This is a genomic window from Flavobacterium sp. WC2509 (assembly GCF_052683105.1).
Genome location: NZ_JBQZFG010000001.1, coordinates 1,782,930 through 1,797,229, shown reverse-complemented (window position 1 = coordinate 1,797,229; position 14,300 = coordinate 1,782,930). Strand labels below are relative to the sequence as shown.

Genomic DNA, 14,300 nt, shown 5'->3' with positions numbered 1-14,300 from the left:
TCTATCTAATTAATATTGCATTTGATGGATTTATAAATTTCTATTGTAATTTATAGAATCATTTCGCTATAATCAATAATTGTTTCATATCCTTTATTTAAAAAATATGATTTAGGATTTTCTCCTGAAACAACTAATACAAAATCGCCACCCCAAGCTCCAAGGCTTTTTATAGTTCCCTTAAAATCTGGAAATAAAGTTTCTTTAACCGTTTTGGTTTCAAGGATAGTACTCAGTATTTTTTCGTGATTTTCTAGTGCTTCTGTAAAAGACAATTCATTTTCAGCGTTTAAAACTGTTTGTGTTATTTGATTTATAATTTCTCTTTGAGTTTCCAAATCATTTTTTTTCTCTTTATAAGAAGCTATCGCACTTTTGCTACTTTGCTTTTTATTGAGATAAACAAAATAAAGATCTGATAAAAAGTTAGGGTTAAATTTTACTTTTTCAACAATAGGTTTTTCTTGGGCAATATGGTATAGAATAGGATTGTTATTTTGAGCACAAGCTATATCATAGCCACTACCTCCAAAGCTGTTTTTTAGCAGTGTAAAAGCGTCAATTTTGAACCATTGTGCAATATTATTTATTAATGTAGAAGACGTTCCGAGACCCCATTTTCTTGGAAAAGTTAATTGAGTTGATACGATGAAGCCTTGCGAATTTAAAAGCTCATTCGGATTGAGCTGGTAGGCTGTTCTCAAAATGGTAATTAAGATATTTTTTATCGATTCTTTCTCAAAAGAAGTTGTAGAAGTAATTGCAGAAAACGGAATTGTTTCATCAAACCAAACGCTTCCATCGGAATCATAACTTGTCCATTTAATTCCTTCATTATTATTCTTTTCAACGATCAGGTTTTGTCCAAACTTTGTTGGCAAGGCTAATGCTTTTGCGCCATCAAGAACGAGATATTCTCCTGTTATTAAAAGTTTGCCGTTGCTGTAGTAAGTTGTTTTCATTTGAAAAGAATATGAAATAAGATTATGTTTTTTATAATTGACTTTGTTTTTTTAGCCCCGATAGTAGTGGAAATCCTTTTGTGCCGGTGTTCGGCACAAAAGATTGTAACGAATAGCGGGAATAGCTCTTAATAAAAATAATTATTTCCTTAAATTTTCTAGAAAATCTACAACTCCACTATGTGAAACGACATGATGTTTGAAGTGTTTTTTTGTTAAAAGACGTTCCTCTTCATTGGCTTCAAATTGGTTGAGGATATTATTTAAGTGCATTTTCATGTGTCCATCTTGAATTCCGGTGGTGGTCAGGGAACGTAATGCAGCAAAATTTTGTGCCAATCCTGCAACTGCGACTATTTGCATCAGCTCTTTGGCGGAAGGTTTTTCGAGCATCTCCAATGATAGTTTGACCAAAGGATGAAGTGATGTTAAGCCGCCGACAGTTCCTAGTGCTAAAGGAATTTCCATCCAAAAACTAAATATTCCATTTTCTATTTTGGCATGGGATAAGCTAGAATATTGTCCATCTTTTGAAGCATAAGCATGAATACCAGCTTCAATGGCTCTAAAATCATTTCCTGTGGCAAGAACAACAGCATCGACTCCGTTCATGATTCCTTTATTATGGGTTACTGCACGGAAAGGTTCGACTTCGGCAATTTGAACGGCTTGTATAAACTTGGTTGCAAAATCTTGTGGATTTTCGATGTGTTTCTCAACTAAATCTTCTATTGGGCAAGATACTTCAGCGCGAACTATGCAATTTGGAACATAGTTGGAAAGGATGCTCATGACCACTTCTATATTTTTTTCTTCTTCTGAAAATTGCTCAAAAGTGTGGGCTTCTTCTTTTAATGTTTTGGCAAATACTTCCAAACAAGAGTTGATGAAATTGGCTCCCATGCTGTCTTTTGTTTCAAAAGTGGCATGGAGTTGAAAATAATTGTCAAGTAAATCAGTTTTGTCTTTTAGGATGATATCCAAAATTCCACCGCCACGCTTTTGCATGTTTTTGGTGATATTTTCGGTTGCATCAAATAATTTTGATTTTAATTGGCTAAAGAATAATGCTAATTTTGATGGGTCTCCTTTATAGATAAAATGAACCTGTCCTATTTTTTCGGTATCAATAACGGTTGCTTTAAATCCGCCACGAGTAGACCAGAATTTGGCTGCTTTTGAAGCCGCTGCTACTACTGAACTCTCTTCAATTGCCATTGGAATGGTATGATATTTTCCATTTATTAAAAAATTGGGAGCCACACCCAAGGGGATGTAAAAGTTCGAGATGGTGTTTTCTATGAATTCATCGTGTAGTTTCTGAATTTTTTCGTCAGCATTCCAATAGTTTTTAAGTAATGTAACTGCTTCACTTGGAGTTGAAAAATAGTGATTAGCAATCCAGTTTATTTTTTCTTCTTTGGATAATTTAGAAAATCCAGCAACCGCGTTGTTCATACAAAATAGATTATAGCTTTATAGGGCAAAGATACACATTCATTTATTTTTTTGTTGCAATTGATTTTGTGGATTTATTTTGAAAATTAGAGGATTGATTTTCTCAAAAAAAGAAGATTTTGAATTATGAATAGTGTTGAAATTATTTTCAATCACATGAGCTGTGAAAATTTACTTTCATTACTGTTTTGTGTGTAATTTTTAATATAACATATTTAATAGGAAGAATGTTTGGTATTTATTCAGTTGTTGAGAAACATTCATAAGGACTGTTAAAAATGTTTTTTTATAACATTTAACAGCATAAAAGTGTTTTAATTGTAAAATTTTCACTAAAATTGTCGTTTTTATAACTTAATCGATATAATAAAAAAGCTTTGCTATAAATTCGTTAATACTATTATGTATATACAAGTTATAATAGGCAATTCTAAAGCCTTCTATATGAAACAAATTTTACCTATATATGAATTCTAATAAGATTACTGCGTTATTTTTCTTTTTGTGTGTATCTGTATTTGGACAACAAAAAATCACTATTGATGAGATTTTTACAGGTGCTTTTCGTGCCAATGGAATGGATGAATTACAATCATTGCAAAATACCAATCAATATACGGTATTGAATTTTGATAGAACAACTAGAAGTATGCAAATCGATTTGTATGATTTTGCAACTTTAAAAAAAGAATCAAACTTAATTGATACTAAAAATTTTGCAGCGCTTGCTGATGGAATAGATAGTTATACGTTTGATGCTTCTGAAAAAAAGATTTTAATCGCTTGTAATTTGGATAAAATTTTCCGCCATTCTTTTATTGCTGATTATTTTTTATATGATCTTACAACCAAAACTCTAACTAAGCTTTTTGATTCTAAGGTGCAAGAACCAACTTTTTCTCCTGATGGAAATAAAATTGCTTATGCTAAAGATAACAACTTATATGTTTATGATATAGCGACCAAAAAATCAACGGCTATTACTACGGATGGAAAGAAAAATGCTGTCATAAATGGTATTACGGATTGGGTTTATGAAGAAGAATTCGCTTTTGTGCGGGCATTTGATTGGAGTAAAGACAGTAAAAAAGTAGCTTATATTCGTTTTGACGAAAGTGAAGTTCCGGAATTTTCAATGTCTATTTTTGAAAAAAGTTTGTATCCAACAATTGAGACTTTCAAATATCCTAAGGCAGGAGAGAAAAATTCGCTAGTTTCGTTACATATTTATGATGTAAATGCGAGTACGGCTAAAAACATAAATTTAGGAAACTACACGGATTTTTATATTCCAAGAATAGAATGGACGAATGATGCTAACATTTTGTCCGCGAAAGTGCTTAATCGTCACCAAGATAATTTGGATTTGCTATTTATTGACGCAACAACTGGTGTTGCTAAAGTGGTTCTGAACGAAAAAGATAAAGCATATATAGATTTTGTCGATACAGACAATCTTACTTTTTTACAAGATAATAGTTTTATCTGGACAAGTGAAAAAGACGGTTTTAATCATATTTACGTCTATGATAAAACTGGAAAACTTAAAAATCAAGTTACAAAAGGAAACTGGGAGGTTACTTCATACTACGGCTTCGACGAAAAAACAAAAACCATTTTTTATCAATCTACAGAAAATGGTTCTATCAACAGAGATATTTACCGCATAGGAATAGACGGAAAAAACAAAGTGCGTTTGTCTAAAAATACGGGTACAAATATGGCGACTTTTAGCCCTAATTTTCAATTCTTTATTAACACTTTTTCAAGCACTTCTCAGCCTACAACTTATACGTTAAATGAGTCTAAAGTAGGTAAAGAAATTCAAGTTATCGAAAATAACCAAGTACTTACTTCTAAATTAAAGTCTTATAATTTACCTTCTAAAGAATTTTTTGTTTTAAAAACGGCAAAAGGAAACGAACTAAATGCTTGGATTATGAAGCCAAAAGATTTTGATGCTTCAAAAAAGTATCCAGTTTTTATGTATCAATATTCTGGACCAGGATCACAGCAAGTTAATAACGATTGGAATGCTGCAGATGATTATTGGTTTATGATGTTAACACAACAAGGTTATATTGTTGCATGTGTTGATGGCAGAGGGACTGGTTATAAAGGTGCTGATTTCAAAAAAGTGACACAATTGCAATTAGGAAAATATGAAGTTGAAGATCAAATAGACGCCGCAAAAGTGTTAGGAACTTATCCTTATGTTGATGCATCAAGAATTGGTATTTTTGGATGGTCTTATGGTGGATTTATGGCATCAAATTGTATTTTTCAAGGAGCTAATGTTTTTAAAATGGCAATCGCTGTGGCTCCTGTAACCAACTGGCGTTTTTATGACAGTATTTACACAGAAAGATATATGCAAACTCCACAAGAAAATGCTAGTGGTTACGATCAAAATTCCCCAATAAACCATGTTAGTAAATTAAAAGGGAAGTTTTTATTAATTCATGGTTCTGGTGATGATAATGTGCATGTACAAAATACGATGCAAATGATGGAAGCATTGATTCAAGCTAATAAGCAATTTGATTCTCAAATTTATCCAGACAAAAATCACGGAATTTATGGAGGAAAAACAAGAATTCAATTATATAATAAAATGACTAACTTTATAAAAGAAAATTTATAATACTAATCGCAAATACAAAAATAAATACCCCAAAAATATGACTGAAACTCAAAAGAATACTGCACATCCAAAAGGGCTTTGGGTGTTATTTGGAACCGAAATGTGGGAACGTTTCAACTTCTATGGAATGCGGACCCTGTTGACTCTATTTTTAGTAAATTCTTTATTGATGAAAGAAGAAGATGCTTCTTTGATATATGGAGGTTTTTTGGGTCTTTGTTATTTGACTCCAATGTTAGGAGGTTTTATTGCAGATCGTTTTTTTGGAAATAGAAATTGTATTTTGCTTGGTGGATTGTTAATGGCTATTGGTCAGTTATTATTATTTACCAGTGCAAGTATTTTTGGAGATAATATAGGTTTAGCTACAGCCATTATGTATTCTGGGTTAGGAGTAATCATTTTTGGAAATGGTTTTTTCAAGCCAAATATTTCTAGTATGGTAGGGAGTTTGTATCCAAAGCAAGAAAAAAGCAAATTGGACACAGCCTTTACTATTTTCTATATGGGAATTAATATAGGAGCTTTTCTTGGTCAATTCATTTGTCCATTAGTAGGAGATGTAAAAAGCGTAGGCGGTGTTAGAGATATTCACGCTTTTAAATGGGGATTTCTTGCTGCTGCGATAGCAATGCTTATAGGAACGTTGGTGTTTTATGTCTTAAAAAATAAATATGTTGTTACTCCAGAAGGAAAGCCATTAGGTGGACTGCCTTCTAAAAATGAATCATCTGATTATGAAGAGGGAGAGGCGCAAAGTGCTGTTTTTTCTCCTAAAGCATTAATGGTTTCAGTAGTCGCTTTTATTGGAATGTTCTTTTTATTTCATTTTTCAGTAGATGGAGATAATGTTGTAAAAACTATTATTTACCCAATTATCTATGCCTGTGGTATTACTTTGGCAGGATTGATTTTGTCGGATAGTTCATTGACTAAAGTTGAGAAAGACCGAATTTGGGTTATTTATATTATCTCTTTTTTCATAATTTTCTTTTGGGCTGCATTTGAGCAAGCGGGTTCATCTTTAACTTTTATAGCGGATAATCAAACGGATAGAGACTTTTTTGGCTGGGCAATGCCGGCTTCAATGGTTCAAATTTTTAATGGAATGTTTGTTGTCGCATTAGCCGTTCCGTTTAGTATGTTGTGGGATAAATTAAGAGCCAATGATAAAGAACCAATTTCTCCAGTAAAATTGGCTTTAGGGTTGTTAATAATTGCTATCAGTTTCTTTATGATTGCCAATCAGGTAAAAGATTTAGGTAACTCTGGATTATTGGCTGTAAAATGGTTGATTCTATTGTATTTATTAAACACTTGTGCAGAACTTTGTCTTTCACCAATTGGTTTATCATTGGTTGGAAAATTATCGCCAAAACGTTTTTCTTCATTATTATACGGAGTGTTTTTCTTGTCGAATGCATCTGGATATGCCTTAGCAGGAACTTTAGGAGCTATATTGCCAGCGACGGGAGATAAATTTGCTAAAGCAAAAGAATTGGGTATTGATTTACAGGCTGTTTTGGACAAAAAAATAACACCTACAGCAGAGCAATTACAATTATTAGATAAAAATCAAATTATGGATCATAATCCAGTTTTTGTTGGTTTTGAAATTCATAATTTATTCGAATTTTTTATGGTTTTTGTTTCGTTGACAGGACTAGCTGCAATATTATTATTTTTATTAACTCCGTTTTTGAAAAAAATGATGCACGGTGTTAGATAATGCTATAAAATAAAAAATACTTAAAAACATCATCCTTTTGATTCCATCAAAGTGATGATGTTTTTTATTTATCACACTCAAAATAATTACAATGAAAGAAGATTTAAGTTTAGAACAAATTCAAAATTTTAAAGGAAAATATCCTAAACAATTGTGGTATTTGTTTTTTAGTGAAATGTGGGAGCGTTTTTGTTTCTACGGAATGAGAGGGATGTTAGTTGTATTTATGGTTGGTCAATTAGGCATGAATGATACAGTTGCTAATCTACAATATGGGGCAACACAAGCGTGGGTATATGCTTTTACTTTTATTGGTGGATTGTTTGCTGATAAAATTTTGGGATTAAGAAAATCATTATTTTGGGGAGGAATTTTAATGATTATTGGAAGTGTTATCTTGGCAATTGATCCAAAAAGCTTATTTTTTATCGGAATAGGATTTACTATTGTTGGAACTGGATTTTTTAAACCCAATATTTCTTCAATGGTTGGACAGCTATATCAAGAAGGAGATCCCAGAAGAGATGCAGGGTTCTCATTCTTTTATATGGGAGTAAATCTTGGTGCATTAATTGGAGGGTATATCTGTATAGCGGTTGCTGAAGGTTCTATGTGGCAATCGATGGTTCCTGAACATTTGCGCTGGAATGTTGGTTTTGGTTTTGCAGCAATTGTAATGATTATTAGTCTTTTGACATTTACACAAACTCAAAAGACATTAGGAACAATTGGACTTTCCCCATTAGCGAACATCGATAGTTCCAAAAAGAAAAAAATGGAAAGGCTAACGTATCTTGGTTCATTGTTGATTATTCCTGTGATTATTATTATGGTTGCCAATACAGTTTATACGGATTATTTTATGATGTTTATTGGTCCGGCTTCCATTTTATATTTATTATATGAAATGAAAAACTTTTCAAAAGAAGAAAATAAGAAACTGTTTGCGGCTTTAATTTTTATCATATTCTCTATTTTCTTTTGGGCATTTTTCGAACAAAGCGGAGGATCATTGAGTATTTTCGCAGTAAATAATCTGAACAATACTATTCTTGGAGTGCCGTTGAGTCCAAATGGAGTGAATAATTCGGCGAATTCTTTCTTTGTAATTGGTTTTGCAGCTTTAGTAGGATTGGTTTGGTTATGGATGGCAAAAAGAAAAATGGAGCCTAATACTGTAATTAAATTTGGATTAGCATTTTTATTTCTTGCGGCGGGTTTTTGGATATTTTACTATACCAAATTCTTTGCAGGATCAGATGGTAGAACTTCTTTAGGTGTGTTTACTTTTGGTTGGTTTGTTATTACTTTTGGGGAACTTTGTTTGTCACCGATTGGTATGTCTGCGATGACAAAACTATCACCTTTAAAAACGCAAGCTGTAATCATGGGAATGTGGTTTTTAGCTAGTGCTTATGGTCAGTATTTTGCGGGTCTATTAGGTGCCAATATAGCAGAAGCTTCTGAACATGCTACCAACCTTGAAAAATTAAATGTATATGCTGAAGGGTACAAACAATTAGGTGTTTATGCTTTGATTGCCGGGATAATTTTAATACTGATTTCTCCTTTGGTAAAAAAATTAATGCAAGAAGTAAAGTAGTAGATAACTTTTGGCGTTATTTTTGTATAAATTTGTATTAAATAAATATGTTTTTGGGATAATAAAGCTCAGTTTTTTATAAATTTGACATTGATTAAAAAATTAAATAGATGAAAAAAATATTTTTAGTTGCATTTTTCTTTATTGGGATCAGCATTTCTCAAGCGCAAGAATTAAAATGGTACACAGATGTAAAAGAAGCTACTAAAGTTTCTAATAAAGAAAAAAAACCATTATTACTTTTTTTTACTGGAAGTGATTGGTGTGGATGGTGTATTCGTTTGCAAAAGGAAGTACTTACAACACCTGAGTTTAGTAAATGGGCAAAAGAAAGTGTAGTTCTTGTAGAGTTGGATTATCCTAGAAGAACAGCTCAATCTGAAGAACTAAAAAAACAAAATAACGAATTGCAACAAGTACTTGGAATACAAGGATATCCAACAGTTTATTTTGTGAATGCTAAGTTAAACAAGGAAGGAAAAGTAAATTTAGAACCTTTGGGGAGTACAGGTTATGTAAATGGAGGACCAGCGGCTTGGATTGCTACAGCTGAACCTTTTGTGAAAAAACCTGTTTTAGGTCCAGAGCCTAAATCAAAAGCTAAAAAAGCATAAAAATTATTAGTTAATTTTGAAGAATCCCTTTTCGTTCGTTGAATGGAAAGGGATTTTTTGTTGAGAACAAGTTATTGCCCATTTTTGTTGAATCGATTTATAATTCGACGCATCAGCTACAATAATTTTGGGTTTTAATGATTTTAATAGTCTGTCAAGATTAAGTTTTGGTGATTGTGTAAGTAATAAAACATCTGGATGAATATTATTCGGGTATACCATTGAACTATCAATCAAGAGTATTTTGTTTCCTTTAAAATAAAATAGATTTTTTAATTTAGACTGCTGTTTCAAAGAGCTAAAATTAGCGGTGAGATACGAGGTTAACAAGGTGTTGTTTTTAATATTCTTTAAAATAGCATCATTTGCATACAAACTTACTATAGTTCCATTTCTTTCAATGAGTTGTGTTTTTTTTGAACTATTTAAAACTATAAATTCAGTTTGATTTTGGATTTCCCATTTGGTAGTTATACAAGCTATTTGTAAAAGTATAATAGCTGATAATACGGAAAATATGCTTTTTGTATTTTTTACTTGAAAGGCAATAATCAATGTAATAATTACGAGATAGCTACTTATTAAAAGGGAAGTATTTAAGGGAATATTTTTAATAATGAATTGTTCGAAAGAGGCGATTGCACCAATTATTTTGTCTAAATAATAAATACTTAATTCTAGTGTTTTTGCTGGATAATAAGGAACCCAGTTCAATGCCGCCAAAAGCATTACAAGAACCCCTAGACTCATGATAAAACCTAAAAACGGAATTACAATTAAATTCGTAATGAAGAATAATCCAGGGAATTGATGGAAGTAATAAATACTAAGTGGCAAAGTACCAATTTGTGCCGCAAAGGAAACGGTTAGTATGTCCCAAAAGTAGTTCAGGATTTTGTTTTTTGGTTCCCAAAGATCGGCAAATAAAGGCTGCAGCCAAATTATAAAAAATAATGCTACATAGCTTAATTGAAAACCGACATCGAATAAAAAGGACGGCTGAAACAATAAAATAAGTAAAATTGAAACGAGCAATGTGTGATAAATATTAGTAGTTCTTCTTAAGTATTGTCCAATGGCTACAAATGAAAACATGGTCACAGATCGTACAACCGAAGGCGCTAATCCTGCTAAAATACCAAAAAGAGACAAAGAGATTAATACGATTACCAGTTTAATAAAAGAACCTCTTTTGGTATTTGGAAAAGGTTTTAAGAGAAAAGAAATAAAGAGTAATATAAACCCAATATGCAATCCCGAAACCGATAAAATATGTACAGCGCCAGCATATTGATAATCTTGTATAATGTCATTGTCAATATCTTGTTGTTGTCCCATTATCAAGGCAACGGCTACATTGAGTTCTTTAGCTTGGAATTTACTTTTTTCTAAATTTTGAATAATTCTAGTTCTTAATGCTGCGGTGTAATACCAAATATCTTTATCAATTTTTGAATTGATTTGTATTTCATTTGATTCTGCATAGAGTTGAGCATAAATTTGTTTGTTTTCAAGATATTTTGAATAATCAAATTGATTTGGATTTTTTTGAGACTTATTTTTATTTAATAATGCATTTATTTTTAATTGATTTCCAATAATAAAAGAATGTGTCAAGCTGTTTTTGTGAATGTTGAGCAAAATCCTACCTGAGGTTTTCTTTTCGTCAACAAAATTCAGTTGGGCAATATAACGTTCACTGAAAGCGTTGGTTTTTAATTTTTCCCTTAATGTGACTGTAAAAGTGTGTTTTTTATCAAAGATGTTTTTACGTTGCGTATAATTATTTTGCTGTAGGGAATCTGTATGAACGGTTTGTGTTGTAGTTCCGATGGAAAAGGCTAGGAGATAAGTTGTTATTCCAAAAAGGAAATGAGGTTTTGTGTTTCCTATGAATGAATAATAGATTCCAATAAAAAATAGAGTGCTTATAGTAAGAAAAATATATACAATCGAAGGAATAGGTTTTATATAATAGGCGAGAATGATGCCTGCGATAAAGGCTAATGTGATTCTAGTTAATGGGAATTGCAGTACTTTCATATCGCAAAATACAAATATTTTGTAAGAAATAGAATATTTTTTAAATTACTTATTCTATGTTCAATTATTACTGAGCAAAATCCTTTTGAAGCAAAAAATAATCCATCAGAAGATTGCAATCGTGAGGCAGAACTACATATATGCTACACCGTAACATTCACAAGTATTCCGAAGATTATAATAGGAAATTTGAAGTTCGCATCTGGGAAGCCTTTATTATTTGGATACTTTATTTTATTGTGCGTAGCGCAAAAAAATAAGAAGAAACAAAATTCACATTTTTCAAGGTTGTAGCCATTATTTATTATATTTGAAAAAAGATACAAATTAATTTTTATCAGATTAATCTATCTAAATTAAAATAATTAGGTTGATTTTATCCTATTTATTGGCAGTTTAGCGGCAAGTATGCCACACAAGATAAAAAAGCATCTAGAAAATTATATTATGGATATTGAAATAAAAAAAATTAATTTTTCAGAAAATGAAATAGTAACTGAACTATTTAATAAATATCAAATATTTTACAAGCAATCAAATATTGAACTTGCAAAAACATATACAAAAGAGCGACTAGAGAAAAATGAAGCACAAATATATGCTGCATTCAAAAAGGAAAATCCAAACCCTGTAGGTTTTACGTTACTGTACCCAAAAAGTTCTTTTGTTTCTACTAAAAAGAATTGGCATATTGGATATTTATTCGTTGAGATAGACCAAAGAAAAAAAGGTATTGGACAAAGATTAATAAATACAGCTTTAAATTTTGCTAAAAATGAAGGAGCAAATTTTATTTCATTGAACACTGAAACTGATAATTACCCCGCTCAAAAACTATATGAAAACATTGGTTTTGTAAAAGAAGGATATTTTTCTGGCTATCTATATTATCAACTTAATCTCTAAAATTACTTTATAGAATCAACAATTAAGTGTGCTGTTTTTTTGCTGGCACCGATTCCGCCAAGTTTTTCTTCCAGTAAATCGTAATTTTTCAGCAGTGTTGTACGGTAATTGGGTTCAAGAATTTTAGTCAGTTCTTCTCGAATGCGTTTGGTTGAACAATCATCTTGAATTAATTCAGTAACCACTTCCTTGTCCATGATTAAATTAACGAGGGAAATGTATTTGAGAGTGATGATGCGTTTGGCAATTTGGTAAGAAGCCCAACTTCCTTTGTAACACACCACTTCAGGAACTTTGAAAAGCGCAGTTTCAAGAGTTGCAGTTCCAGAAGTTACTAATGCGGCTGTCGAATTACGCAATAATGCATAGGTCTTATTAGAGATAAATTTTATGTTTTCGCTGGAAATAAATTGCTGATAAAATGTGTAATCCTGACTTGGAGCTCCTGCAATTACAAATTGATAATCAGGAAAATCACCAACAACACTTAACATTACAGCTAGCATTTTGCTGATTTCTTGTTTTCGACTTCCTGGTAATATAGCTATAATTGGTTTGTCTGATAATTGATTTTCTATTCTAAAAGCATTCGTGTCTATGTTCGACTGATTGTGAATCGCATCTATTAGTGGGTGGCCAACAAAGGTAACTGGGAAATTATGTTTGACTTCATAGAAATCTTTTTCGAAAGGCAAAATTACATACATTTTGTCAACGTCGTGTTTGATGGCCTTGATTCGGTTTTCTTTCCAAGCCCAAATTTGAGGTGAAATATAATAATGATTTTTATATCCAATTTCTTTGGCCCATTTGGCTATTCGCATATTAAAACCAGGATAGTCAATATATATAATGACATCTGGATTGAATTGTGTAATGTCTTTTTTGCAAATTTCAATGTTATTCAGAACCGTTTTCAGATTAAAAAGTACTTCGACAAAACCCATAAAAGCCAAATCACGATAATGTTTTACTAAAGTGCCACCTACATTTTGCATCAAATCGCCACCCCAAAAACGGATGTCGGCCTGTGGGTCTTCTTCGTAAAGTGCTTTCATCAAATTAGATCCATGTAAATCTCCCGAAGCTTCTCCTGCAATAATATAGTATTTCATTTTTGTGATTTTTTGGTAAACAAAGATAATATTTTAGACTCTAAGATTCTGAGTTACTAAGTTGCTAAGATTAAAGAGATAATAAAAAAAACTAGAATCTAAGAATCTTAGTGTCTTAGTTGCTTTATTAAATAAACAAAGTGATGATGGTCAATATAATTACTGCCAAAACGACGCCTCTTGCCATGAGTTCTTTATTCATTTTTAATAGAATTCCAAAAGCTACTAAGTCGAGTATGGAGCCTAAAGTAACTATTTTTCCGAGGTTGCCTTCATTCTTCATGAGTTGCATTCCCGTTATAAAATCGGTATGCATTATAAATGTGATATAGAGGAACATTCCCAGTATTGAGACAATTATTCCAATTACAAATCCAATGAGTAAGTCTATTTTATTCATTCCATTTCCAGGTGTTTAGTTGTTGCATACTATGATGGGCAGTTAAATCAAATTGAACGGGAACTACAGATATATAGCCGTTTTCTAAAGCCCATTCGTCGGTATCTTCACCTTTATCTTCGTTGATGAATTCTCCAGCAAGCCAATAATAATCTTTGCCTTGAGGAGTTTGTCGTTTGTCAAATTTTTGATCATATTTAGCATTCGCTTGACGACAGATTTTAATTCCCTTGATTTCTTTTTCTTTCAATTTTGGAAAATTGACATTCAAGACAACGCCTTTTGGAAGTTTGTTTTTTAATACTTCAAGAGCTATTGTTTTAACGTACGATGTAATTTGCGAAAAATCAGCATTCCAATCAAAATCTAATAATGAGAATCCAATGCCTTGAATGCCTTCGATACCTGCTTCAACAGCAGCACTCATAGTACCTGAATAAATAACATTTATAGAAGAATTTGTACCATGATTGATGCCAGAAACGCATAAGTCTGGTTTTTGCTTAAGAATTTCGTTTACTGCTATTTTTACACAATCTACGGGCGTGCCAGAACAACTGTATTCTGTTATTGAGTCAGTATCTTTCGATATTTTATTAAGATATAGTGTGTTGTTTATAGTTATGGCATGACCCATGGCGCTTTGTGGTTTGTCTGGTGCGACAACAACAACCTCTCCTATTGTAGCCATTACTTCTATTAAAGTTCTGATTCCAGGTGCCGTCACTCCGTCATCATTTGTGATGAGTATTAATGGCTTTTTGTTTTTCATTATAAAATAATTTTTTAAAAAAAATTGAGTTCAAGAACAAATGTAGTAACACAA

General features: G+C 31.8%; 11 protein-coding genes. 5 read left to right on the top strand and 6 right to left on the bottom strand.

Annotated elements, in window-relative coordinates; all coding sequences use genetic code 11:
* Window positions 1-50 precede the first annotated feature (50 nt).
* A complete protein-coding gene (locus tag ACUN3A_RS07465; protein WP_445550682.1) occupies window positions 51-962 on the bottom strand; it encodes a GYDIA family GHMP kinase in 912 nt (303 codons plus the stop codon).
* Window positions 963-1,103: 141 nt separating this feature from the next.
* The gene (locus ACUN3A_RS07460) at window positions 1,104-2,420 is read right to left on the bottom strand and encodes a hydroxymethylglutaryl-CoA reductase, degradative (protein WP_445550681.1); all 1,317 of its coding nucleotides are present in this window, start codon (window positions 2,418-2,420) and stop codon (window positions 1,104-1,106) included.
* 466 nt (window positions 2,421-2,886) lie between these two features.
* On the opposite strand from ACUN3A_RS07460, the gene ACUN3A_RS07455 reads away from it, so the two are divergent.
* The 4 genes from ACUN3A_RS07455 to ACUN3A_RS07440 all read left to right on the top strand — a co-directional run bounded on the left by ACUN3A_RS07455 (window position 2,887) and on the right by ACUN3A_RS07440 (window position 9,010).
* The gene (locus ACUN3A_RS07455; RefSeq protein ID WP_445550680.1) at window positions 2,887-5,064 is read left to right on the top strand and encodes a S9 family peptidase; all 2,178 of its coding nucleotides are present in this window, start codon (window positions 2,887-2,889) and stop codon (window positions 5,062-5,064) included.
* A 37-nt stretch (window positions 5,065-5,101) separates the two neighbouring features.
* Window positions 5,102-6,793, top strand: a complete 1,692-nt coding sequence (locus ACUN3A_RS07450) for a peptide MFS transporter (protein ID WP_445550679.1) — start codon at window positions 5,102-5,104, stop codon at window positions 6,791-6,793.
* A 91-nt stretch (window positions 6,794-6,884) separates the two neighbouring features.
* The gene (locus ACUN3A_RS07445) at window positions 6,885-8,396 is read left to right on the top strand and encodes a peptide MFS transporter (protein WP_445550678.1); all 1,512 of its coding nucleotides are present in this window, start codon (window positions 6,885-6,887) and stop codon (window positions 8,394-8,396) included.
* A gap of 110 nt (window positions 8,397-8,506) precedes the next feature.
* Entirely contained in the window at window positions 8,507-9,010 is a 504-nt protein-coding gene (locus ACUN3A_RS07440) for a thioredoxin family protein (protein ID WP_445550677.1), read from the top strand.
* A gap of 6 nt (window positions 9,011-9,016) precedes the next feature.
* On the opposite strand, the gene ACUN3A_RS07435 is transcribed toward ACUN3A_RS07440, so the two are convergent.
* Window positions 9,017-11,053 (bottom strand): ComEC/Rec2 family competence protein, encoded by a 2,037-nt coding sequence (locus ACUN3A_RS07435; protein ID WP_445550676.1) that lies wholly within the window; start codon window positions 11,051-11,053, stop codon window positions 9,017-9,019.
* 447 nt (window positions 11,054-11,500) lie between these two features.
* Here ACUN3A_RS07435 and ACUN3A_RS07430 point away from each other — a divergent pair, with 447 nt between their 5' ends.
* Window positions 11,501-11,959, top strand: coding sequence for a GNAT family N-acetyltransferase (locus ACUN3A_RS07430; protein WP_315199710.1), 459 nt, complete (start codon window positions 11,501-11,503; stop codon window positions 11,957-11,959).
* Window positions 11,960-11,961: 2 nt separating this feature from the next.
* Here ACUN3A_RS07430 and lpxB read toward each other — a convergent pair whose 3' ends face one another.
* From lpxB to surE, 3 genes are all read right to left on the bottom strand, one after another.
* Complete coding sequence (lpxB, locus tag ACUN3A_RS07425; protein ID WP_445550675.1) at window positions 11,962-13,074, bottom strand: lipid-A-disaccharide synthase; 1,113 nt, start codon at window positions 13,072-13,074, stop codon at window positions 11,962-11,964.
* 127 nt (window positions 13,075-13,201) lie between these two features.
* Window positions 13,202-13,474, bottom strand: a complete 273-nt coding sequence (locus tag ACUN3A_RS07420; protein ID WP_445550674.1) for a hypothetical protein — start codon at window positions 13,472-13,474, stop codon at window positions 13,202-13,204.
* Window positions 13,467-14,246 carry a 5'/3'-nucleotidase SurE gene (gene surE / locus ACUN3A_RS07415; protein WP_445550673.1) on the bottom strand — a complete coding sequence of 260 codons (780 nt, stop codon included), beginning with the start codon at window positions 14,244-14,246 and terminating at the stop codon, window positions 13,467-13,469. The genes ACUN3A_RS07420 and surE overlap by 8 nt, the downstream gene beginning before the upstream one ends.
* Between the last annotated feature and the right edge of the window lie 54 nt (window positions 14,247-14,300).

What these genes read in the sequence shown, in the direction of transcription:
- ACUN3A_RS07430 (WP_315199710.1), top strand. Translation starts at nt 11,501, where the DNA reads ATGGATATTGAAATAAAAAAAATTAATTTTTCAGAAAATGAAATAGTA.
- ACUN3A_RS07435 (WP_445550676.1), bottom strand. Translation starts at nt 11,053, where the DNA reads ATGAAAGTACTGCAATTCCCATTAACTAGAATCACATTAGCCTTTATC.
- ACUN3A_RS07460 (WP_445550681.1), bottom strand. Translation starts at nt 2,420, where the DNA reads ATGAACAACGCGGTTGCTGGATTTTCTAAATTATCCAAAGAAGAAAAA.
- ACUN3A_RS07450 (WP_445550679.1), top strand. Translation starts at nt 5,102, where the DNA reads ATGACTGAAACTCAAAAGAATACTGCACATCCAAAAGGGCTTTGGGTG.
- lpxB (WP_445550675.1), bottom strand. Translation starts at nt 13,074, where the DNA reads ATGAAATACTATATTATTGCAGGAGAAGCTTCGGGAGATTTACATGGA.
- ACUN3A_RS07420 (WP_445550674.1), bottom strand. Translation starts at nt 13,474, where the DNA reads ATGAATAAAATAGACTTACTCATTGGATTTGTAATTGGAATAATTGTC.
- ACUN3A_RS07455 (WP_445550680.1), top strand. Translation starts at nt 2,887, where the DNA reads ATGAATTCTAATAAGATTACTGCGTTATTTTTCTTTTTGTGTGTATCT.
- ACUN3A_RS07440 (WP_445550677.1), top strand. Translation starts at nt 8,507, where the DNA reads ATGAAAAAAATATTTTTAGTTGCATTTTTCTTTATTGGGATCAGCATT.
- surE (WP_445550673.1), bottom strand. Translation starts at nt 14,246, where the DNA reads ATGAAAAACAAAAAGCCATTAATACTCATCACAAATGATGACGGAGTG.
- ACUN3A_RS07445 (WP_445550678.1), top strand. Translation starts at nt 6,885, where the DNA reads ATGAAAGAAGATTTAAGTTTAGAACAAATTCAAAATTTTAAAGGAAAA.
- ACUN3A_RS07465 (WP_445550682.1), bottom strand. Translation starts at nt 962, where the DNA reads ATGAAAACAACTTACTACAGCAACGGCAAACTTTTAATAACAGGAGAA.